Origin of the sequence: Paenibacillus sp. FSL R5-0527 (genome assembly GCF_038008055.1) — a bacterium.
GTDB classification, from domain to species: Bacteria; Bacillota; Bacilli; order Paenibacillales; family Paenibacillaceae; genus Fontibacillus; species Fontibacillus macerans.
The window spans coordinates 4,659,043-4,678,566 of record NZ_JBBOYI010000001.1 but is presented as its reverse complement, the minus strand read 5'-3'; the positions used below and the strand labels follow the sequence as shown (position 1 = coordinate 4,678,566).

The window sequence follows — 19,524 nt, the reverse complement described above, 5'->3', positions numbered from 1 at the left end:
TATACTAAATTCGGAGGTGATTTCATGGACGGCTCAAAAAAAGCTTCCAAACGGAACGCGATATTACAGGCTGCCGCAAAAGTGGCCAGAGAAAGCGGCGTTGAGCATCTAACCCTGGATGCCGTCGCTCAAGAAGCTGGAGTCAGCAAAGGCGGCCTGCTTTATCATTTCCCGACCAAGGACGAATTGATCTCGGGCATGGTCAAGCAATATTCCGATGACTTCGTCGGCAGCGTCAGGACCCGGGCGGACAAGGACCCGAGTGAAAAAGGGAAGTGGATCAGAGCCTATATGGAGACAACCCATGATTCGATAAAACACGAAAACGGCATGTCGATCGCGCTCTCCACCGCGCTTTTCACCAATCCGCATCTTTTACGGGAAATGCAGGCCGAATATCGGGATCTCCAAAAAAGCATCGAAAATGACGGCTTGGATCCCGCGGTTTCGACACTCTTCAGACTTGCCGCCGACGGTCTGTGGTTTGCCGAAATGTTCGGATTTGCCCCGCCGGATCAAGCATTAAAAGAAAAGATGCTCCGCTATATCGCAAACAGGATCGAGGAGGAAAAATAGTGGCTTATTTATTTCTGATGATATCTATCGCCAGCGAACTGATCGGAACTTCAATGCTTAAAGCTTCCCAAGGATTTACCAAATTAGCGCCTTCGATCATCACGGTCGCGGCCTTCGTTTGCGCCTTTTATTTTTTGTCGCTGTCGCTCAAAACGATTCCGCTTAATGCCGCTTACGCCATTTGGTCCGGGCTCGGTTCCGTATTGACGGTCATCATCTCCGTACTCATTTGGAAAGAAAAGATCAATGCCGGCAGTATTGTCGGTATCGCTTTGATCATTGCCGGGGTGGTGATCCTCCAGTTGCTTGGTCCCGGACACGGTTCATCAAATGACGAAGCGAAACAGGAAGCGGCTATAGTTCAGAAAGAATAAATTCGAACGGACCACCACAGCGGAACCAAACAGAAGGGGGCAACCTCGACTTAACCCAGCAATCTATGTTGTGCGCTTCTGGAGTTTCTTCTAAGTCAGCCTGGCTCGCCGCTTTAGGTTTTAGCGGGTTGTCCCCTTTTTTTCGTGATATTTTAAAAGAAATCGAGGATTCCTCTTCTACAAGCGCTTTCATGCTCACCTTATACTTGAATTAAATCAAGAAACAAGATTGAACGAACAGAGGTGAGCAAGCATGAAAAGTTCCCCAGCCGTTGCCGCAACCGATGCGCCCAAGCCTATCGCCAAAAAGCGCCGGGCCAAGCCGAAGAAATGGAATGCCCCGGTCGCCGGCTATTTGTTTATTTCGCCATGGCTGCTCGGTTTCATCGGCCTGACGGCGTATCCGCTTTTTTTGTCGCTGTATTACTCGTTTACCGACTATACCTTAATGGAACCGATCAACTGGGTCGGCACCCGCAACTATGAGCTGATCTTTACGGCGGATTCCAAATTCGTCAACTCCGTGAAAGTGACGTTTCTGTATGTCCTTGCGTCGGTCCCGTTAAAGCTAATTGCCGCGCTGCTCGTGGCGATGATCTTGAACAAGGCGGTCCGGGGCATCGGCCTCTACCGGACGGCGATTTATTTCCCTTCGCTGATCGGCGGGAGCATCGCGGTGTCGCTTTTGTGGCGCAACATTTTCGGCGTGGACGGCATCTTCAACAAAATCATCGCCGTGTTCGGGATCGAGGGCAAAGGGTGGATCACCAGTCCCGACACCGCGCTCAGCACGCTGGTGCTGCTGACCGTATGGCAGTTCGGCTCCTCGATGGTCATTTTCCTGGCCGGTTTGAAGCAGATTCCAAACGACTTGTACGAGGCTTCGGCGGTGGACGGCGCCGGCCGGTTCCGCCAGTTCTTCAACATCACGCTGCCGATGCTGTCGCCGGTTCTCTATTTCAACCTGATCATGGGCGTGATCAACGCCTTCCAAATGTTTACGTCGGCGTTTGTCATCACGAACGGCGGGCCGATGAACTCGACTTACGTGTATGCCCTATACCTTTACGAACGGGCGTTTAGCCGCTATCAGCTCGGTTATTCCTCGGCACTCGCCTGGATCATGCTGGCCATGATCGTGGTCGCCACGCTGATCATCGCCGGCAGCTCGAAATATTGGGTGTTCTACGAAACGGAGACGGAAGGGAGAAAAGGCAGATGACGTTCAAATGGAAGCCGCTGATCCGGCACGCGTTTATGATTTTGTTCAGCCTCGTGATGATTTATCCGGTGCTCTGGTGGATCGGCGCCTCGCTCAAAACGAACAGCGAGCTGGCTTCGCCGAACATTTTCCCGTCGGCGCCGCAGTGGAGCAATTTTGTCAAGGGGTGGAACTCGGTTCCGGGCCATTCCTTTAGCGACTTTTATCTCAATACCTTTGGCCTTGAGCTGGCTGTGATGGCCGCCACGCTCGTGTCCAGCACGCTGGTGGCGTTTGGCTTCGGGAGGCTGAATTTTCCGCTGAAAAACCTCTGGTTCTCCCTGTTCATGCTGACGCTGATGATGCCCGGACAAGTGCTGATCATCCCGCAATACGCCTTGTTTCATCAGCTCGGTTGGGTCAATACGTATTGGCCGTTTATCGTGCCCCATATGCTGGCTGGAGGCGCGGGCGGAACGTTTTTCGTATTCCTGCTGATCCAGTTCGTGCGCGGCATTCCCAAGGAGCTCGACGAGTCGGCCAAGATCGACGGCTGCTCCTGGTTCGGCATCTACCTGCGCGTGGTGATGCCGCTGATGAAACCGGCGATCGTCACGGTGATGATTTTCTGCTTCCTGTGGAATTGGGACGATTTCCTCGGCCATCTGCTGTACTTGAACTCGGTCGACAAATATACGGTCAGCCTGGCGCTGCGAATGATCAACGATTCCCAATCGGCGCAGGAGTGGGGGCAGCTATTGGCGATGTCGCTCGTTTCCATCGTTCCGGCCACCGTCATCTTTATGTTTCTGCAAAAATATTTCGTCGAGGGGATTGCCACGACCGGAATAAAGGGATAAGGGCGGCTTGCGGCAAATTAAATAACGGTAAAGCGTGAAATCAGTTTCGCGGCTTTACCGTTTTTTGCCTTGACTTGAAGGGAGTGCAGCTAAAGAATGACCAATCCTTTTAAAAAATACCGCATCGACAGTCTCTTTTTCCGCAGCTTTGCCGTGCTTATGATCCTTGTGCTGCTGTGCATCGCCTGGGCCAGCTACCGCATCTCCTCCAATTCGCTGGTGCGGACGAGCTCGCACTACCAGCAGCTGCTGCTCGACGAACTGAACAACGAAATCTCGACCCGGCTGGTGATGATCGAGCAGATCTCTTTGTCGACATCGCGCGACAACGAGCTGACCACGTTTCTGCGGGACCGTCAGGACGAATACGACCGCTATCGCAGATCGCTGAGCGTAGAGCATGCGCTCGCCAACCTGACTTATTCGATCCCGCTGATCCAGGGCATCGATTTATATATGCAGCGCCCGCTGCGGGGCGACGCCAACAGCTATATCCAATTCCGCAGCCTAGACGATTTGGCGGATCAGGACTTCGCCAAGGCGATGGCCAACAACGATTTTGCCTGGTCCGGAAAACACGAAATCCCCAGCTTTCAAGGCGATGTGCCGGTGCTCAGCTTTGCCCGCAAAATCGTCGAGGAGGACAAATACCTGGGCGTGCTGGTGGTTCACGTCAAGGCCCGGGAAATCGAGAAGCTGCTGGCCGGACCTTCCGCCGCGGCCAACCGGATGATGATCGACACGCTGGGGGAGCAGACGCTGGAAATCGGGCAAACGCCAAGGTCCGCCGAGTTGTCCAGGTGGATCGACGTCAAAAGCGAGCGGTCCGGCTACGTGCATATCCGGGGCGGCGAAGGGCTTGGCGATTCCTTGCTCGTTTATTCCAAACCGGCCGATTCCCATTGGATGCTCGTGGAAATTACCGATTGGAGCGATATTACCAGCAGCAGTTTCGGGCTCGCGCTCGTGATCGGGCTGATCGGGATCGGCGCGATGCTGTTGGTGCTGCTGCTGACGCATTATTTGAGCCGGCAGTTTACCAAGCCGATCAAGCAGCTGGTGGCGGCGATGCGGATGTATTTTGTGGACGGCAACAATGTGGAACTGCCAAACGACTATGAAAATGAATTCGGCTATTTGTTTTCCGGTTACCGCAAACAAAACGAGCGGATCGAGGAGCTGTACCGTTCCTTGCAGCGGCGTTACGAGCAGCAGCGCAAAGCGGAAATCGAAGCGCTGCAGGCCAATATCAACCCGCATTTTCTCTACAATATGCTGGATCAACTGAACTGGATGGCCATCGAGGCCGGCCAGGATGAGCTGAGCCGGATTCTCGAGCTGATGGGGCGCATGTTCCGCATCGGCTTGTCCAACGGCGACAGCTTCATCACGGTTAGCGAGGAACTGGAGCATATCCGCTGCTATCTGGAAATTCAGCAGCTCCGCTGGCAGGCGGGCGGCGGAGAGCTGACGTACGATATCCATGCGCCTTATTCGCTTCAAGAGCTGTTCCTGCCGAAGCTGACGCTGCAGCCTTTCGTCGAAAACGCCATCGTGCACGGTTTTAACGCGCGGAGCGAGGGGCATATTGCGATTGCGCTGGAGGATCGGCCGCAGCAGATCCGGATCGTGATCGAAGACAACGGCAGCGGCCTGAAGCCTTCGGCGGACCGGAGGCCCAAGCGGCGCACCGGGGGCTATGGCATCCGCAACGTGAAGGAGCGGATCGCCGGGTACTTTGAAGGCGCTTACGGCGTGGAGCTGTCCGACCGGGAGGAAGGGGGAACCCGCGTCGTCATTACGCTGCCCCGTCTTCAGGAGCCGCCGGTTCCGCCTGTCCATGATCCGTTTGAAATCGCCGAAAGCTTCGAACCGGCAAGCGGTGAAAATTCATCCTGGAAACAAGCTGAAGGAGGCTACTAAAAATGTGGAAAATCGCCATCATCGATGATGAACGCCAGGTGCTGCAGGGTATGAAGCGGGCCATCCCGTGGGAGCAGTTGGGAGCGCAGTGGGTGGGTGAAGCTTTGAACGGCGAGGAGGGCTTAAACGTGGTGCGCGCTGCCGAGCCGGACATCGTCATCACGGATCTTTATATGCCGTCGATGAGCGGAATCGATATGATCGAGCAGCTGCGCAAGGAGGGTTACCCCGGAAAATTTGTTATTTTCAGCGGGTATTCCGATTTTGAGCATGCCCGGCAAGCGCTGCGGTTTAATGTCAGCGACTACGTATCGAAGCCGATCAGCGTGCCTACGCTTAAAACGATTTTGTCCAAAGTGATCGGGGAACTGGCCCGGGAGAGGGAACAACAGCAAAAACAAGGGGAAATGGAACAAAAACTGAGCTTGTACGAGCCTTTCGTCGAAAAAGAATGGGTCAGATCGGCGGCGGCGGGGACGCTGGACCTTTTTTACCGCGAAGCAGGGCGGCTGCCGGAGCCTTACCGTTATTGGTCCGAGGTCGGCCACGTCGCGGTTGCCGTCGACTTGGTGCGCGACGAACGCGCCAACTCGGCGGGCCTGTCGGATTGGAACCTGTTCCGTTTCGCCATCAGCAACATTACCGGCGAGGTCGCCCGGAAGATGTTTTCGCGGATAGAGTATACCGAGCTGCACAGTACGCGTGCGGTGCTGCTCGTTCATCCGCGGCCGGAAGAACCCGAAGAGCGGCTTGCGGCGAAGCTGGCCGAGCTGGGGAGAAATCTGATCGACGCCGTCAAAAGCTGCCTGAAGCTGGTCATTCTCGTCGGGATCGGCGGCTTAAAGCGGCAGTGGCTGGAGATTCCCGATTCCACGGAAGAAGCGTTCCGGGCCATCGATTTGCGGACGGGCCGAACGGAACCCGGTTATTATTTGTATATGTACAAAAAGGAGGAGCGCGCGTCCCAAGGAACGGTGCAGACCCTGCCGGTTAAATTTTATGTGGAGTTGGCTTCGGCCATTAAAGCGTCGCAGGAGGAGACGGCCAAAAGACTGGTGGCCGACTATCTGGGGCGGCTTGGGCCGCGGAAGGCCCTTACGCCCGAATACGTTCAAGTGCTGGCGAGCGAGCTGTGGGGCGTATTTACGTATTGCTTGTACGAGGCCGGCGTCGTTCTCGACGATCTCGTGCCCGGCGAGCGGATCACCAAAGAGCTGGTCGGTTTGACAAGCCTGGAGCAGCTCTCCGAGTGGCTGTCCGCCAAAATTTCCTTCATCTGCGCGAGCCGGCAGTGGCGGGGGAACAGCAAGCACAGGCAGGTCGTCGATTTTATGACCCAATACATCCATGAGCATTATGCCGAGGAAGTGACCTTGGCCGAGCTGTCGGAAAAAATATATATTTCCCGAAATCATTTGTCGATCATTTTCAAAAACATGACGGGCGAAACCTTCAACAACTATTTGACCCGGGTCCGCATGGAAAAAGCGCGGGAACTGCTGATGGAGCGGAAGATGCTCGTTTACGAGGTGGCGGAGCGGGTCGGCTACAAAAACGTGCCTTACTTCAGCACGCTGTTCAAAAAAATGACCGGTTTGAATCCGACCGATTTCATAAAATAACCGTCTTTAGGACAATTTTAAAAAAAGATTTGACCTTCACGTTGCGTCAACGTTTATAGTGAAGTCGTCGGGAGGTGAACACATGGAATACACCGTTCAAAAACTGGGGCGCTTGGCCGGGATAAGCACGCGGACATTGCGTTATTACGATGAGATTGGGATTCTTAAGCCGGCAAGAATGAACTCGTCGGGATACCGCATTTACGGACAACAAGAGGTCGACCGGTTGCAGCAGATTTTGTTCTACCGCGAGCTTGGCCTTAGCCTTGACGACATCAAGACGATTCTTTCCGATCCGTCTTTTGATGACCTTCGCGCCCTCCGGGACCATCGTGAGCAACTCCTTGACCAAAGAAAACGATTGGACGCGCTGATCGCCAATGTGGAAAAAACGATTGACGCGCGTGAAGGGAGAATAACGATGAGCAATCAGGAAAAATTCGCGGGCTTCAAAAAGCAATTGATCGCAGAAAACGAAAGAAAGTACGGCCGGGAAATCCGCCAAAAATACGGGGACGACAAGGTTGAGGAGTCCAACCGCAAGCTGCTGAACATGACCGAGGAGCAGTACGAAGAGGTGACGCGGCTGGAAAGCGAAATGAAGGAAGTCTTGGCCGCGGCGTTCAAAACGGGCGATCCGGCCGGCGAGCTGGCGCAAACAGCGGCCGACTTGCACAAGCGTTGGCTGACGTACTCTTGGAACGAATACAGCAAGGAAGCCCATGCCGGACTTGCGCAAATGTACGTGGACGATGAACGCTTTAAAGCTTATTATGATGAGCAGCAGCCGGGTACGGCCGAATTTTTGCGGGATGCCATCCGCATCTATACCGGGGTGCGGGAATAGCCCAGTGCAGCAAGTGTCGTTAAGAGCTCCGCGGCGGGATGCCGCGGGGTTCTTTTTTAGATTGGGCTTTCTAACGGTTGCCATCGCTGTTAAATCGCCGATTTTACTCGTTTGAAAAATCTAACGGATGCCACCGGCGTTATTTGGGCTATTTTCGTCCGTTAAGGGTGATTATGGGGCAAATAGCGTCGATTACATCCGTTAGAAATTCGGATGTCTCATTTTTGCGGGAATAGCGCTTGTGGCAACCGTTAGAGAATTACTGTAAGAAAACCTTTTATCATTTTGGGGATTTACAAGGGGAGTGAAATACGGTACTATATTTCCATCGATATAGAAATAAGATAATCGGTATATAAAGGAGGCATTGCCAATGGAGATTAGCCCGGAGACGCGCGAAGCCGTAAAAATTTATAAAGCACTTGGAGAGCCGACGCGGCTGAATATCGTCAAACTGCTGGCAAACGAGCCGGACCAATGCTGCGTCTCGCTGGGAGAGAAGCTAAGGACCGTCGCCAACTCGACGCTATCGCATCATTTAAAGCAATTGTTTGAGTGCGGATTGCTGGATTCGCGGAAAGAAGGCACCTTTATTTATTACAGCTTAAACCGCGAAGTGGCGGAAAAATATGCGCCATATTTGTTGAAGTAAATTTTTTTTGCTGTATATTTCAATGATTCTAGAAATATAATAATTAGCTTTAAGGAGTGGACAAAACAGCTATGTCGAATATATGGAAGATTTATATTTTGGCTGTGGTCAGTTTTTTGGTGGGTACGTCGGAATACATCATTTCGGGGATATTGGACCAGATTGCCGGGGCGCTTGACATATCCATCGGGGCGGCCGGCCAGCTGATCACCGTTTTTTCGCTGGTTTATGGCATCGGGACGCCGATCTTGATGGCCTTCACCGCCGCTATGGACCGGCGCAAACTCATGCTGCTGTCGCTGGGCATATTTGTGGTTGCGAACGTCTTGTCGTTTGTGCTGCCCGGCTTTGGATGGTTTATTGCCGCCCGGGTGATCATGGCGTTGGGGGCGGGCATGGTCGTCGTTACGGCGCTCAGCATCGCGGCGCAAATCGCCCCTGCAGGGAAACAGGCGAGCTCAATCGCCACTGTAATTATGGGTTTTACCGCTTCATTGATCATCGGGGTTCCGCTGGGCCGGGTAATCGCTTCAAGCTTTGGCTGGAAGGCCGTGTTTGTGGGGATCGCTTTGCTTGGGATCTTGGCGATGATCGTCATTCGCTTTACGATTCCCCGGCTTCAAGGCGACAAGCCCGTACCGCTGGCCGGCCAGCTTGCCATGCTGAAAAATCCGAAAATCGCGCTGGCGCTGGCGATCACTTTCTTCTGGCTCGGCGGGTATTCGATCGCCTATACCTATATCTCGCCGTATCTTCTTCAAGTTGCGGGAATGGGTGAAGGGCTGCTGAGCACGGCTTTGCTGGCCTTCGGGATCGCCAGTCTGATCGGCTCCAAAGCGGGGGGATTCAGCGCGGACAAGAAGGGCGTCAACTTTACGTTGGCCGCCGGGATGATCATTCATATCGCTTCGCTGATTTTGTTGCCATTTGCGGCAAATTCGCCGATCGCCGTGTTTGCGGTGCTGATGCTATGGTCATTTTCGGCCTGGACCACCGGGCCAACGCAGCAGTATAATCTCGTCACGCTGGCCCCGGAATCGTCCGGCGTCATGCTGAGCCTCAATTCATCGATGAACCAGTTGGCGATGGCGGCCGGCGCGGGCATTGGCGGCGTGGCCGTGGGCCAGGTGTCGTTGACGTCGATCACCTGGTTCGGAGCGATCGGGGTGGTAATCGCGCTGCTTGGGGTTTGGGGGCTGGCCCGGTTGCGGCGGCAGGCGAAGCCTGCGCAGACCGGCTCGTCTGAGGCGGGGCAGACCGGTTCAACTGAAGCGGAGCAGTTCGCAGCGTCCGGAGCGGCACAGCTCCAAGCGGCTGAAGCGGCGGGGAAAGACAGCGGATGCCCGCGGGTCAGCGGGCAGGGCGCGTAACGCTGCGGGAAGAGCGGCGGATGCCCGCAGGTTAGCGGGCAGAGTGCATAACGCAGCGGGAGAGACAGCGGATGCCCGCGGATTAGCGGGCAAGGCTCGTAACGCTGCGGGAAGAGCGGCGGATGCCAGCAGGTTAGCGGGCAGAGTGCATAACGCAGCGGGAAAGACAGCGGATGCCCACGGGTCAGCGCGTAACGCTGCGGGAAGAGAGGCGGATGCCCGCAGGTTAGCGGGCAGAGTGCATAACGCAGCGGAAGAGACAGCGGATGCCAGTGGGTTAGCGGGCAAGGCGCGTAACGCTGCGGGAAGAGAGGCGAATGCCCGCAAGTTAGCTGGCAGAGTGTATAACGCAGCGGGAAAGACAGCGGATGCCCGCAGGTTAGCGGGCAGGGCGCGTAACGCTGCGGGAAGAGAGGCGGATGCCCGCAAGTTAGCTGGCAGAGTGTATAACGCAGCGGGAAAGACAGCGGATGCCCGCAGGTTAGCGGGCAAAGGCGCTTAACGCTGCGGGAAGAGAGGCGGATGCCCGCAGGTTAGCGGCAGAGTGCATAACGCAGCGGAAGAGACAGCGGATGCCAGCGGGTTAGCGGGCAAGGCGCTAAACGCTGCGGGAAGAGCGGCGGATGCCCGCAGGTTAGCGGCAGAGTGCATAACGCAGCGGAAGAGACAGCGGATGCCCGCAGGTTAGCGGGCAGAGTGCATAACGCAGCGGGAGAGACAGCGGATGCCCGCGGGTCAGCGGGCAGGGCGCGTAACGCTGCGGGAAGAGCGGCGGATGCCAGCGGGTTAGCGGCAAAGCGTGTTGCACCGCCGCTTTCGGCCGGGTACAGTCGGGCCGGAGCGCACGGGCTGGCCGATAGCCATAGATAAACAAAGCAAAAGAAGCTTCCGATTCGCGGTCGACGCGGAAAGGAAGCTTCTTTTTTGCATCTGGTTCAAGCTCGTTTTCTCCAATACATTCAGATTGGAATTATCCAACAGAATGGAAGACAAGTGAAACGTACAACGGCTTGATTGGATATTTCCAATAGATGAGGCTCGACAGGGCGCAAAACGGGAGGACTGTGTGAAATCTATTGGATATTTCCAATGAGAACCCCCACTAGCGTGCGATTTCCGCCAATCTATTGGATTTTTCCAATGTGAGGTGATAGCGCCGGCCTTTTTTCGATCCGCAAACGCAATGTGGGAAGGCGCATTTTTGCCTTGGGTCTGGGCTTGCAACCACTTGCTCAGACCCAGTTGCCATTGCGGAAGACCGGCTCGATCGTGCCGTCGGCCAGTTCGCCGTCGATATCGAGCTCCGCGGAGCCGATCATGAAATCGACGTGCGTTAAGCTGACGTTGCCGCCTCTGGCCGTCAATTCCTCTTTGCTTAGCTTGGTTCCACCCTCGATGTTGACCGGATAGGCGCTGCCGAGCGCCAAGTGGCAAGAGGCGTTCTCGTCGATGCCGGTGTTGTAAAAAATCCGCTTCAGCCGCGAAATCGGGGAATCGTGCGGAACCAGAGCAACTTCGCCGAGGCGGCGGGCGCCTTCATCTGTGCTCAGCAGGTTGGCGAGATGCTCCCGGCCGGATTCGGCGTCGTATTCCACCACTTCGCCGTCCCGGAATGTCAGCTTTAAACCTTCCACCAGCTGACCGTTCAGATTCAGGGGCATCGTGCTTGCAACAGTGCCGTTTACACCGCCGCGGTGGGGCATCGAATAAATTTCTTCCGTCGGCATATTGGCCACGAAATAGTTGCCCGCCGCGTTGTAGTCGCCGCCCCCCAGCCATAGATGGCCTTCGGGCAGCTCCACGGATAGATCGGTTCCTGGCGCACGATAGTGCAGGAGCTTGTAACGTTTCGCGTTCATGTATTCCTGTTTTTGTTTAAGCTCATCGATATGCTCGCGCCAGGCTGCCACCGGATCATCGCTGTAGACGCGGTTCATTTGGAAAATCGCTTCCCACATCGCCTGTATGCGCCGCTCCTCCGGCAGGTCGGCGAACACTTTATCGGCCCAGGCCCGCGTGGGCGCTTTGATCAGCGACCAGCTGATCTGATTGTTGCGGGTTTGGGCGAAATGCTTCTCGCGCGCTTTGGCTGCCGCTTTAACGGCGGCGGATACTTTGGCGGACGGGATGCCGGCCAGCAGCTCCGGATCGGGCACTTTAATCCGCAGCACCGCGCCGCCTTTCGCCCCGAACTGCTCGGCCATGTCCGCGAGCCATTGCGGATAATACGACAGCGATTCGTCCGAAGCGTTTTCGTACCTGATCCGGGTAATTTGCTCATCCTCCCAATCGACGTGAACATATTTGGCTCCGGCGCGGTAAGCTTTGGTTACGAGCAGCCGCGTGAACTCTACGGTTTCCAAGGGAGCGTAGATCATCAAGCACTGCCCGGGCTGTACGTTGACCCCGACTTTGATGACCAGTTCTGAGTATTTTTCCAGCAGGGTATCAAATGGTTCCATAGGTTGATCTCCTCCGAGTCTTAGTTTCGCTTATGTATACATGATCTATTGTAGCACTTTCGGAAGGGCGAAGGGAGGAAGCGCAAAAGGCTGGATGCTAAGCGAAGGAGGAGAACGGTAAAGCCGAAAGGGACTGGAGGCTGTGCGCTGGCCAAGGAAAGAGAAGGAAAGAGAAGGAAAGAGAAGGGAAAGCCGAATGCGTGCCGGAAACGGGCTGACCATGGAGGAAAGCGCGTACCTCGCCGGAATGCGCGTACCTGGCGGGAATGCGCGTACCACACCGGAATGCGCGTACCACACCGGAATGCGCGTACCTCACCGAAATGATCGTACCTCGCCGGAAAGCACGTACCTCGCGGGAATGCGCGTGCCACAACGGAATGCGCGTACCTTACCGGAATGATCGTACCTTGCCGGAATGCGCCTACCTCGCCGGAATGCGCGTACAACACCGGAATGCGCGTACTTCTCCGGAAAGAGCGTACCTCGCCGAAATGCGCGTAATTCGTCAGAAAGCGCGTACCTTGCCGGAATGCGAGTATCTCTCCAGAAAGCACGTACCACACCGGAATGCGTGTACCTCGCCGGAAAGCGAGTACCACACCGGAATGCACCTACCTCGCCAGAAAGCGCGTACCTCGCCGGAAAGCGCGTGCCTTGCCGGAAAGTTCCCGCCATTTTATGCCGCCTTAATATTGCGGTGTTATCGTTAACTCAAGTCCAATTTAAATTTCAGCATCGATCATTTAAAGGAGGTCGGCCAAAAAATGCGCGTTCTTATTGCGGGCGGCGACGGTTTTTGCGGATGGCCAACGGCGCTGTATTTGTCAAAACAAGGGCATGAGGTGGCGATCATCGACAACTTGGCGAGGAGAAAATGGGATGAAGAGCTGCGCTCAAATTCTTTGACCCCGATCGCTTCGCTTCAGGCGCGAGTGGCCAAGTGGGAGGAACTCACGGGCAATACGATCAGGTATTATATTGGGGATCTGAACCATTACGACTTTTTGTGCGAGGTTATGCGCCAGGTCCGCCCGGAGGCGTTCGTGCATTTTGCCGAGCAGCGGTCGGCTCCGTATTCGATGATCGACCGGGAGCACGCGGTGTTCACCCAGGTCAACAATGTGGTGGGGACGCTGAACGTAGCTTATGCGATCCGCGAACTGGCGCCGGACTGCCATTTGATCAAGCTTGGCACGATGGGAGAATACGGGACGCCGAATATCGACATTGAGGAAGGGTATATCGAGATCGAGCACAACGGGCGCAAGGACGTGCTGCCGTATCCGAAGCAGCCGGGGTCTTTTTACCATCTGTCGAAGGTGCATGACAGCCATAACCTGATGTTTATTTGCCGGATTTGGGGGCTGCGGGTGACCGACCTCAATCAGGGCGTCGTTTACGGGCTGCATACGGATGAGACGCGGCTTGATCCGGTGCTGATGAACCGGTTTGATTACGACGGCGTGTTTGGCACGGCGCTGAACCGTTTTTTGATTCAGGCGGCGATCGGCCACGATTTGACCGTGTACGGGCGAGGCGGGCAAACCCGGGGTTTTCTCAATATTACGGATACGGTGCGCTGTATCGAAATTACCGTCAATCATCCGGCCGACCGCGGGGAGTTTCGCGTATTTAACCAGTTTACCGAGGAGTTTTCGGTGTTGGAGCTGGCGGAAAAGGTAAAAAAAGTGGCGGAACGGGAAGGTCATAAGGCGGAAATCGCCCATTTACCCAACCCTCGGGTTGAAAAAGAATCGCATTATTTCCACGCGAAAAATACGAAGCTGCAGCAGCTTGGCCTTACGCCGAACCTGCTGACGGACGAGGTGCTGCTCGGCATTTTCGAAGCCGCCCTGAAATATAAAGACCGCGTCGTCATGAGCAATGTGCTGCCCGATGTGAGCTGGGGCTGAAAGGGGGCGTACAAGCCAAATGAAAATCGCCTTCATTACCGAAACGTTTTATCCATCCACAAACGGCGTCGTCACGCGGCTGACGCAAAGCATCCGCTGGCTGGTCCGGGAAGGTCACGAAGCGCTCGTCATCACCCCCGATCAGGGCGTGAGCGAAGTGGAAGGGGCCCAGGTGATCGGAGTTCCGAGCCTGCGGTTTTTTCTGTACCCGAACCTGCCGCTGGCGCTGCCGAGCCGGCGCGTCGGCAAGGCGCTGCAGACGTTCAAGCCGGACCTTGTTCATGTGGTGAATCCGGCCGTGCTGGGGGCAGCGGGCATGTGGTATGGGCGCCGCTACCCGCTGGTCGCTTCGTATCATACCCATGTCCCGCAGTACGCCGATTTTTACAAGCTTCCCTGGCTGAAGCCAGTCCTCTGGAGATATTTGCGCCTGCTGCATAACCGTGCCGATTTGAATCTTTGCACGTCGGGGGCGGTGCAGGAAGAGCTGTTGTCACGCGGGTTCGGCAATGTCCGGCTTTGGCAGCGGGGGGTGGACACGGAGCTGTTCGGCGCCCGGCGCCGAAGCGATGAGATGCGCCGGATGCTTTCGGGCGGCGAACCGGACAAAAGGCTGCTGCTGTACGTGGGCAGATTGGCCGCGGAGAAAGAAGTCGAACGTCTCCGCGACGTTCTGCTCGCCTCGGACGATTTCCGCCTGGCGATCGTGGGCGACGGACCGCACCGCGGACGGCTTGAATCCCATTTCTCCGGTACGCGGACGGTGTTTACCGGCTTTTTGCACGGGGAACAGCTGGCCCAGGCTTATGCGTCCAGCGATATTTTCGTATTCCCTTCGACGACCGAAACGCTGGGGCTCGTCCTGCTGGAAGCGATGGTTTCCGGACTTACCGTCGTGGCGGCCGCAAGCCCGCCCAGCCGGGAGCAAATCCGGGAAGGGATCACCGGGTTTCTGTACGACCCGGAAATCCCGGGCAGTCTGGTTAACGCTATCCTCCCCTTGCAGGATGAAGAGTTGCTGCGCCGCATCGGGGACCGAGCCCGGGAAGCCGCCCTGACCCATGGCTGGAACGAGCCGAGCCGGCAGCTGCTGGAGTTGTACCGGACGGCCATGGCAAACCCGCTGGGCGGCCGAATTCCGGGTATGGTCCGCAAAAGCGCCAAGCGGGCCAGGTAGAGGCGTTTTCTAATTGACAGCGATCGTTGGCCCGAAAGTTTTGCGGCGGTGATCGCTGTCATTTTTTTGAATGCGGGCATGTGTTATGTATATAATTCCGTGTTGACAAATTGGAATTATATGAATAATAATAGGGGTGCGTACGGTTAGGATTTTGTATAAATTTTAATATTTTTACTTCTTTATAAGATTACGGAAAGCGGGTTGTTTGAGCATGAGCTTCAGCTATTTATCGCATTTGGAATGTCCGGCTTGCGGACGAACCTGCGGGGCGGACGAGGTTCGGCAGTTATGTCCGTGCGGTGCGCCGCTGCTGGCCCGGTACCGTCTGGACGAACTCGGCAAGGACTGGACACGCGATTCGCTAATTGGCCGCGAAAATACACTTTGGCGCTATCATGAGCTGTTACCGGTCCGCAGCCGCAAAAATATCGTCACGCTGGGAGAGGGGATGACGCCGCTGCTTGATATGCCTCGTTTGGGGTTGGATTACGGGATCTCCCGCTTGTATATGAAGGACGAAAGCCTGGTGCCCGGCGGCAGTTTCAAAGCCCGCGGCGCGGCCGTGGGCGTCTCCAAGGCGGTGGAGCTCGGCGTGCAGAAGTTGGCCATGCCGACCAACGGCAACGCCGGCGCGGCTTGGGCGCTGTATGCGGCGCGGGCGGGCATTGAGGCGACGATCGTCATGCCGCAGGACGCGCCCGCGATCACGCGCAGCGAGGCGGCCCTGGCCGGAGCCAGGCTGTATCTGGTGGACGGTCTGATCAGCGATGCCGGGCAAATCGTCGCCCGGGCGGTTGCGGAGGACGGACTGTATGACGCCTCCACTCTGAAAGAGCCGTACCGGATCGAAGGCAAAAAGACGATGGGGATCGAAATCTGCGAGCAACTGGGCTGGAAATTGCCTGATGTGATTTTGTATCCGACCGGCGGCGGCGTGGGGTTGATCGGGATTTACAAAGCGCTGCTGGAGCTGCGCGAAATCGGCTGGATCAGCGGCCGGCTGCCGCGTCTGGTCGCCGTACAGGCGGAGGGCTGCGCCCCGATCGTCAAGGCCTGGCAAGAGCGAAAAGAGCGCTCGGAATTTTGGCCGGATTCCGCAACGGCGGCGTTTGGCATCAACGTGCCGAAAGCGCTGGGCGATTTTCTGGTGCTGCGGGCGGTCTACGAGACCGCTGGGGCGGCGGTGGCCGTCAGCGACGAGGAACTGCTGCGGGAGCAGTGGAAAATCGCCCGGCTGGAAGGAGCGTTCATTTGTCCGGAGGGAGCGGCGGCTTTCGCGGCGGCCCGCAAGCTGGCGGAGCAAGGATGGATCAAGGACGGCGAAACGGTCGTCGTGCTGAACACGGGGGCCGGCGTCAAATATCCGGAAACAGCCCAGGTAGAGCCGCCGCTGCTTAACATCGGGGAATCTATCCCTTCCCGGCTTTCTTAATCCGGGTATACAGGCGGCATAACGGGAGAGGGGAAACGCAGCATGAAACTCGATACGGATTTTATGATTGAACATATTCCGGACTTCGTCCGCGCGGCCGGCCTTACCCTGCGGATCGGCGTCATCGCCATCGTGCTGTCGCTGGCCGTGGCCGTGCTTTACGCCATGATTCTCTATTTCAGGGTGCCGGTTCTTAGGACGCTTGTCCGCGCACATGTGGAAGTCGCCCGCAACACGCCGCTGCTGATCCAGCTGTTTTTTCTGTACTATGGCCTCCCTTCCCTTGGGATCAAGCTGTCCGGGCTGACGGTCGCCTTTATCGCCATGGCGTTTCTGGGCGGCGGTTATTTTACGGAAGTGTTCCGTTCGGGGCTGGAAGCGGTGGACAAAAATCAGGAGGAATCGGGGCTGGCCATCGGCCTGTCCCGCCGCCAGCTGTTCCGGCACATCGTGCTGCCGCAAGCGCTGCGCATCGCGATTCCGTCGCTGTTCGCCAATTTCATCTTTCTGCTGAAGGAGACGACCATCGTTTCCGCGATCGCGGTGCCCGAGCTGCTGTTCACCACGACAAGCTATATCTCTTTGTACTATAAAACGTATGAAATGCTGTTGATGATGACCTTCTGTTATTTGCTTATTTTTCTGCCGCTGTCTTTCGGGCTGAGCCGGATCGAAAGGAGGTACCGGCATGGAGCGTACGGGAATTGAACTGCTTGTCTTCAGTTTGCCGGAGCTGGGCCGCGGCGTATGGAAAACGGTTTTGATTTCGCTTTATACGATAGCGATCAGCATCGTCTGCGGCATCGGGTTTGGAGCGCTCCGCACTTCGCGGCGTCCGTGGCTGCGGATTGCAACGCGTGCGGTGCTCGAGCTGTTCCGCAGCGTACCGGTGCTGGTCTGGCTGTTTTTCTTTTTTTTCGGCCTGCCGTTGTTTTTCGGGATCGACATTCCCGCTTTTGCTTCGGCCGTGCTGGTTTTGTCGCTTTGGGGCATGACGGAAATCGGCGAGGTGGCGCGCGGCGCGCTGCAGTCGCTGCCTAAAGGCCAGCTTGAAGCGGGCCAAGCGATCGGGCTTAATACCCGCCAGCTGTACATATATGTGCTGATCCCGCAGGCGGTGCGCCGGATGATACCTCCGAGCATCAACGTGTTCACCCGGATCGTGATGACCAGTTCGCTGACCGTGCTGGTCGGAGTTACGGAAATGATCAAATCGGGGCAGCAAATCATCGAACGGAATTACAAATACGGCCTGGCGGCGATCATCATTTACGGCGCGTTGTTTGCCTTGTATTTTCTGATTTGTTATCCGCTGTCCGTCTATTCGCGGCGGCTGGAGAAGAAGTGGGCGGAGTAGTTCAACTTAACGGAAAGGCGGGACAGGACATGGGCGAAAGCTTATTAAGCCTGGAGGGCGTCGTGAAAATTTTCGACAAACATCCGGTTCTGAACGGGATCGACCTGGAAGTGGCGCACGGCGAAGTCGTCGTTATTCTCGGACCTAGCGGCTGCGGCAAAAGCACCCTCCTGCGATGTTTGAACGGTCTTGAACCGGTGCAGGGCGGGAGCATTCGCTTTCAGGGCGAGGACCTTACTGCGGGTAAGGCGAGCTGGCAGCAGGTCCGGCAAAAGATCGGCATGGTGTTTCAGAGCTATCATCTGTTTCCGCATATGACGGTGCTGGAAAATATTTTGCTGGGACCGCTGAAGGTGCAAAAGCGCGCAAGAGCCGAGGCTACCGCGGAAGCGCTGCAGCTGCTGGAACGGGTAGGCCTGGCGGACAAAAAGGACGCCTATCCGCGCCAGCTCTCCGGCGGACAGCAGCAGCGGATTGCGATTGTGCGCGCGCTGATCATGCACCCGCAGGTCATGTTGTTCGACGAGGTTACGGCCGCGCTGGATCCCGAAATGGTCAAAGAGGTGCTGGAGGTGATGCTGGATTTGGCGGAGCGGGGGATGACCATGCTGATCGTCACGCACGAAATGGGGTTTGCCCGCGCCGTGGCGGACCGGATCGTGTTTATGGATCAGGGGGAAATCCGCGAAACCGCAAAGCCGGATGAATTTTTTGCGGGACCGCGAAGCGAACGGGCCAGGCAGTTTTTGGGGCAGTTTTTTGCCATAAAAACCGGAAAAGGGAGTGGAAACCTATGAAAAACTCATGGAAACGGGCATTATCTGTATTATCTTTATTGCTGCTTGCGGGGACGCTGACCGCTTGCGGCGGCGATTCCTCCGGCGCGGCCGGCGGCTCGGCGGGAGCCAAGGAGGCTTCCGGCGGCGGCATTCAGGCCATTAAAGACCGCGGCAAACTGATCGTCGGCGTATTTTCCGACAAGCCGCCTTTCGGGTTTACGGACGAACAAGGAAATTTCATCGGTTTTGACAACGATTTGGCCAGACGGTTCGCCAAGGATTTGCTCGGCGACGAAACGAACATCGAATTCGTCACGGTCGAGCCGGCCAGCCGGATTCCTTACTTGCAAAGCGGCAAGGTGGACCTGATCGTCGCCAATATGACGGTCACGGACGAACGGGCCGAGCAGGTGGACTTCACCAACCCGACGATGAAAGTGGCGACCCAGGTGCTCGTCGCGGACAGCAGCGGGATTCAAACGCTGGACGACCTGAAAGGGAAGAAAATCATTGTGACCAAGGGAACGACCGCCGATATTTTTCTGACGGAAAACCGCCCCGATATCGAACTGGTCAAATACGATAAAAACACCGAGTCTTTGCAGGCGCTGAAAGACGGGCGCGGCGACGGCTACGCTCAGGACAACTTCATCTTAATCGGCTGGGCCAAGGATAACCCGGGGTTTCATCTGATCGAAGAAAAGCTGGAAAAAGAAGCGCCGATCGCTCCGGCTGTCCAAAAAGGCAACACGGAGCTGAGGGATTGGATCAATACCGAGCTGGAAAATCTGGGGAAGGAGCAGTTCCTGCTCCAGCTGTATAACAAATACGTCAAAGACGAGCTGGGGCCCGATACCGATCCCAATGAAGTTATCACGGAGGGCGGCAAGCTTTAGTCCGGTTAAACCTGCAAACATTTTTGCAGGTTTTTTCACGTTCGGTCTTAGAACCTGGTACTATTATGTGGTATAAT

Annotated in this window: 19 protein-coding genes; 18 read left to right on the top strand and 1 reads right to left on the bottom strand. The window is 56.2% G+C overall.

The window, feature by feature from the left end:
* Positions 1–24 precede the first annotated feature (24 nt).
* The 11 genes from NYE69_RS20625 to NYE69_RS20575 all read left to right on the top strand — a co-directional run bounded on the left by NYE69_RS20625 (position 25) and on the right by NYE69_RS20575 (position 10,295).
* A complete protein-coding gene (locus NYE69_RS20625; RefSeq protein ID WP_328272921.1) occupies positions 25–576 on the top strand; it encodes a TetR/AcrR family transcriptional regulator in 552 nt (183 codons plus the stop codon).
* Positions 573–950 carry a DMT family transporter gene (locus NYE69_RS20620; RefSeq protein WP_412761761.1) on the top strand — a complete coding sequence of 126 codons (378 nt, stop codon included), beginning with the start codon at positions 573–575 and terminating at the stop codon, positions 948–950. Before NYE69_RS20625 ends, NYE69_RS20620 begins: the two co-directional genes overlap by 4 nt.
* Positions 951–1,203: 253 nt before the next feature.
* The gene (locus NYE69_RS20615; RefSeq protein WP_036622697.1) at positions 1,204–2,172 is read left to right on the top strand and encodes a carbohydrate ABC transporter permease; all 969 of its coding nucleotides are present in this window, start codon (positions 1,204–1,206) and stop codon (positions 2,170–2,172) included.
* Positions 2,169–3,011 (top strand): carbohydrate ABC transporter permease, encoded by an 843-nt coding sequence (locus NYE69_RS20610; RefSeq protein ID WP_328272918.1) that lies wholly within the window; start codon positions 2,169–2,171, stop codon positions 3,009–3,011. The genes NYE69_RS20615 and NYE69_RS20610 overlap by 4 nt, the downstream gene beginning before the upstream one ends.
* 96 nt (positions 3,012–3,107) lie before the next feature.
* Positions 3,108–4,934, top strand: coding sequence for a cache domain-containing sensor histidine kinase (locus tag NYE69_RS20605; RefSeq protein ID WP_328272917.1), 1,827 nt, complete (start codon positions 3,108–3,110; stop codon positions 4,932–4,934).
* Between the two features lie 2 nt (positions 4,935–4,936).
* On the top strand, positions 4,937–6,556 hold the full coding sequence (locus tag NYE69_RS20600) for a response regulator transcription factor (RefSeq protein ID WP_328272915.1): 1,620 nt from the start codon (positions 4,937–4,939) through the stop codon (positions 6,554–6,556).
* Positions 6,557–6,638: 82 nt separating this feature from the next.
* Positions 6,639–7,403 carry a MerR family transcriptional regulator gene (locus NYE69_RS20595; protein ID WP_328272913.1) on the top strand — a complete coding sequence of 255 codons (765 nt, stop codon included), beginning with the start codon at positions 6,639–6,641 and terminating at the stop codon, positions 7,401–7,403.
* A gap of 373 nt (positions 7,404–7,776) precedes the next feature.
* Positions 7,777–8,055, top strand: coding sequence for an ArsR/SmtB family transcription factor (locus NYE69_RS20590; protein WP_128633419.1), 279 nt, complete (start codon positions 7,777–7,779; stop codon positions 8,053–8,055).
* Between the two features lie 71 nt (positions 8,056–8,126).
* Positions 8,127–9,425, top strand: a complete 1,299-nt coding sequence (locus tag NYE69_RS20585) for an MFS transporter (protein ID WP_340927679.1) — start codon at positions 8,127–8,129, stop codon at positions 9,423–9,425.
* Between the two features lie 43 nt (positions 9,426–9,468).
* A complete protein-coding gene (locus NYE69_RS20580) occupies positions 9,469–9,927 on the top strand; it encodes a hypothetical protein (protein WP_340927677.1) in 459 nt (152 codons plus the stop codon).
* Positions 9,928–10,070: 143 nt separating this feature from the next.
* On the top strand, positions 10,071–10,295 hold the full coding sequence (locus NYE69_RS20575) for a hypothetical protein (protein WP_340927674.1): 225 nt from the start codon (positions 10,071–10,073) through the stop codon (positions 10,293–10,295).
* Positions 10,296–10,657: 362 nt separating this feature from the next.
* On the opposite strand, the gene NYE69_RS20570 is transcribed toward NYE69_RS20575, so the two are convergent.
* Positions 10,658–11,887 (bottom strand): aminopeptidase, encoded by a 1,230-nt coding sequence (locus tag NYE69_RS20570; RefSeq protein WP_328272219.1) that lies wholly within the window; start codon positions 11,885–11,887, stop codon positions 10,658–10,660.
* A 767-nt stretch (positions 11,888–12,654) separates the two neighbouring features.
* Here NYE69_RS20570 and NYE69_RS20565 point away from each other — a divergent pair.
* From NYE69_RS20565 to NYE69_RS20535, 7 genes are all read left to right on the top strand, one after another.
* Positions 12,655–13,803 (top strand): NAD-dependent epimerase/dehydratase family protein, encoded by a 1,149-nt coding sequence (locus tag NYE69_RS20565; RefSeq protein ID WP_340927671.1) that lies wholly within the window; start codon positions 12,655–12,657, stop codon positions 13,801–13,803.
* A gap of 19 nt (positions 13,804–13,822) precedes the next feature.
* On the top strand, positions 13,823–14,980 hold the full coding sequence (locus NYE69_RS20560; protein ID WP_340927668.1) for a glycosyltransferase family 4 protein: 1,158 nt from the start codon (positions 13,823–13,825) through the stop codon (positions 14,978–14,980).
* Between the two features lie 214 nt (positions 14,981–15,194).
* Positions 15,195–16,415 carry a threonine synthase gene (locus tag NYE69_RS20555; protein ID WP_340927666.1) on the top strand — a complete coding sequence of 407 codons (1,221 nt, stop codon included), beginning with the start codon at positions 15,195–15,197 and terminating at the stop codon, positions 16,413–16,415.
* A gap of 42 nt (positions 16,416–16,457) precedes the next feature.
* Positions 16,458–17,123, top strand: coding sequence for an amino acid ABC transporter permease (locus NYE69_RS20550; protein WP_328273774.1), 666 nt, complete (start codon positions 16,458–16,460; stop codon positions 17,121–17,123).
* Positions 17,104–17,772: an amino acid ABC transporter permease gene (locus NYE69_RS20545; protein WP_328273773.1), complete on the top strand. Its 669-nt coding sequence runs from the start codon at positions 17,104–17,106 to the stop codon at positions 17,770–17,772. The genes NYE69_RS20550 and NYE69_RS20545 overlap by 20 nt, the downstream gene beginning before the upstream one ends.
* Positions 17,773–17,801: 29 nt before the next feature.
* Positions 17,802–18,569: an amino acid ABC transporter ATP-binding protein gene (locus NYE69_RS20540; RefSeq protein ID WP_328273772.1), complete on the top strand. Its 768-nt coding sequence runs from the start codon at positions 17,802–17,804 to the stop codon at positions 18,567–18,569.
* The gene (locus tag NYE69_RS20535) at positions 18,566–19,447 is read left to right on the top strand and encodes a transporter substrate-binding domain-containing protein (protein ID WP_340927663.1); all 882 of its coding nucleotides are present in this window, start codon (positions 18,566–18,568) and stop codon (positions 19,445–19,447) included. Before NYE69_RS20540 ends, NYE69_RS20535 begins: the two co-directional genes overlap by 4 nt.
* Positions 19,448–19,524 lie beyond the last annotated feature (77 nt).

Coding starts and splice junctions, on each gene's coding strand:
- NYE69_RS20625 (WP_328272921.1), top strand. CDS start 25: ATGGACGGCTCAAAAAAAGCTTCCAAACGGAACGCGATATTACAGGCT.
- NYE69_RS20615 (WP_036622697.1), top strand. CDS start 1,204: ATGAAAAGTTCCCCAGCCGTTGCCGCAACCGATGCGCCCAAGCCTATC.
- NYE69_RS20610 (WP_328272918.1), top strand. CDS start 2,169: ATGACGTTCAAATGGAAGCCGCTGATCCGGCACGCGTTTATGATTTTG.
- NYE69_RS20605 (WP_328272917.1), top strand. CDS start 3,108: ATGACCAATCCTTTTAAAAAATACCGCATCGACAGTCTCTTTTTCCGC.
- NYE69_RS20600 (WP_328272915.1), top strand. CDS start 4,937: ATGTGGAAAATCGCCATCATCGATGATGAACGCCAGGTGCTGCAGGGT.
- NYE69_RS20595 (WP_328272913.1), top strand. CDS start 6,639: ATGGAATACACCGTTCAAAAACTGGGGCGCTTGGCCGGGATAAGCACG.
- NYE69_RS20590 (WP_128633419.1), top strand. CDS start 7,777: ATGGAGATTAGCCCGGAGACGCGCGAAGCCGTAAAAATTTATAAAGCA.
- NYE69_RS20585 (WP_340927679.1), top strand. CDS start 8,127: ATGTCGAATATATGGAAGATTTATATTTTGGCTGTGGTCAGTTTTTTG.
- NYE69_RS20570 (WP_328272219.1), bottom strand. CDS start 11,887: ATGGAACCATTTGATACCCTGCTGGAAAAATACTCAGAACTGGTCATC.
- NYE69_RS20565 (WP_340927671.1), top strand. CDS start 12,655: ATGCGCGTTCTTATTGCGGGCGGCGACGGTTTTTGCGGATGGCCAACG.
- NYE69_RS20560 (WP_340927668.1), top strand. CDS start 13,823: ATGAAAATCGCCTTCATTACCGAAACGTTTTATCCATCCACAAACGGC.
- NYE69_RS20555 (WP_340927666.1), top strand. CDS start 15,195: ATGAGCTTCAGCTATTTATCGCATTTGGAATGTCCGGCTTGCGGACGA.
- NYE69_RS20550 (WP_328273774.1), top strand. CDS start 16,458: ATGAAACTCGATACGGATTTTATGATTGAACATATTCCGGACTTCGTC.
- NYE69_RS20545 (WP_328273773.1), top strand. CDS start 17,104: ATGGAGCGTACGGGAATTGAACTGCTTGTCTTCAGTTTGCCGGAGCTG.
- NYE69_RS20540 (WP_328273772.1), top strand. CDS start 17,802: ATGGGCGAAAGCTTATTAAGCCTGGAGGGCGTCGTGAAAATTTTCGAC.
- NYE69_RS20535 (WP_340927663.1), top strand. CDS start 18,566: ATGAAAAACTCATGGAAACGGGCATTATCTGTATTATCTTTATTGCTG.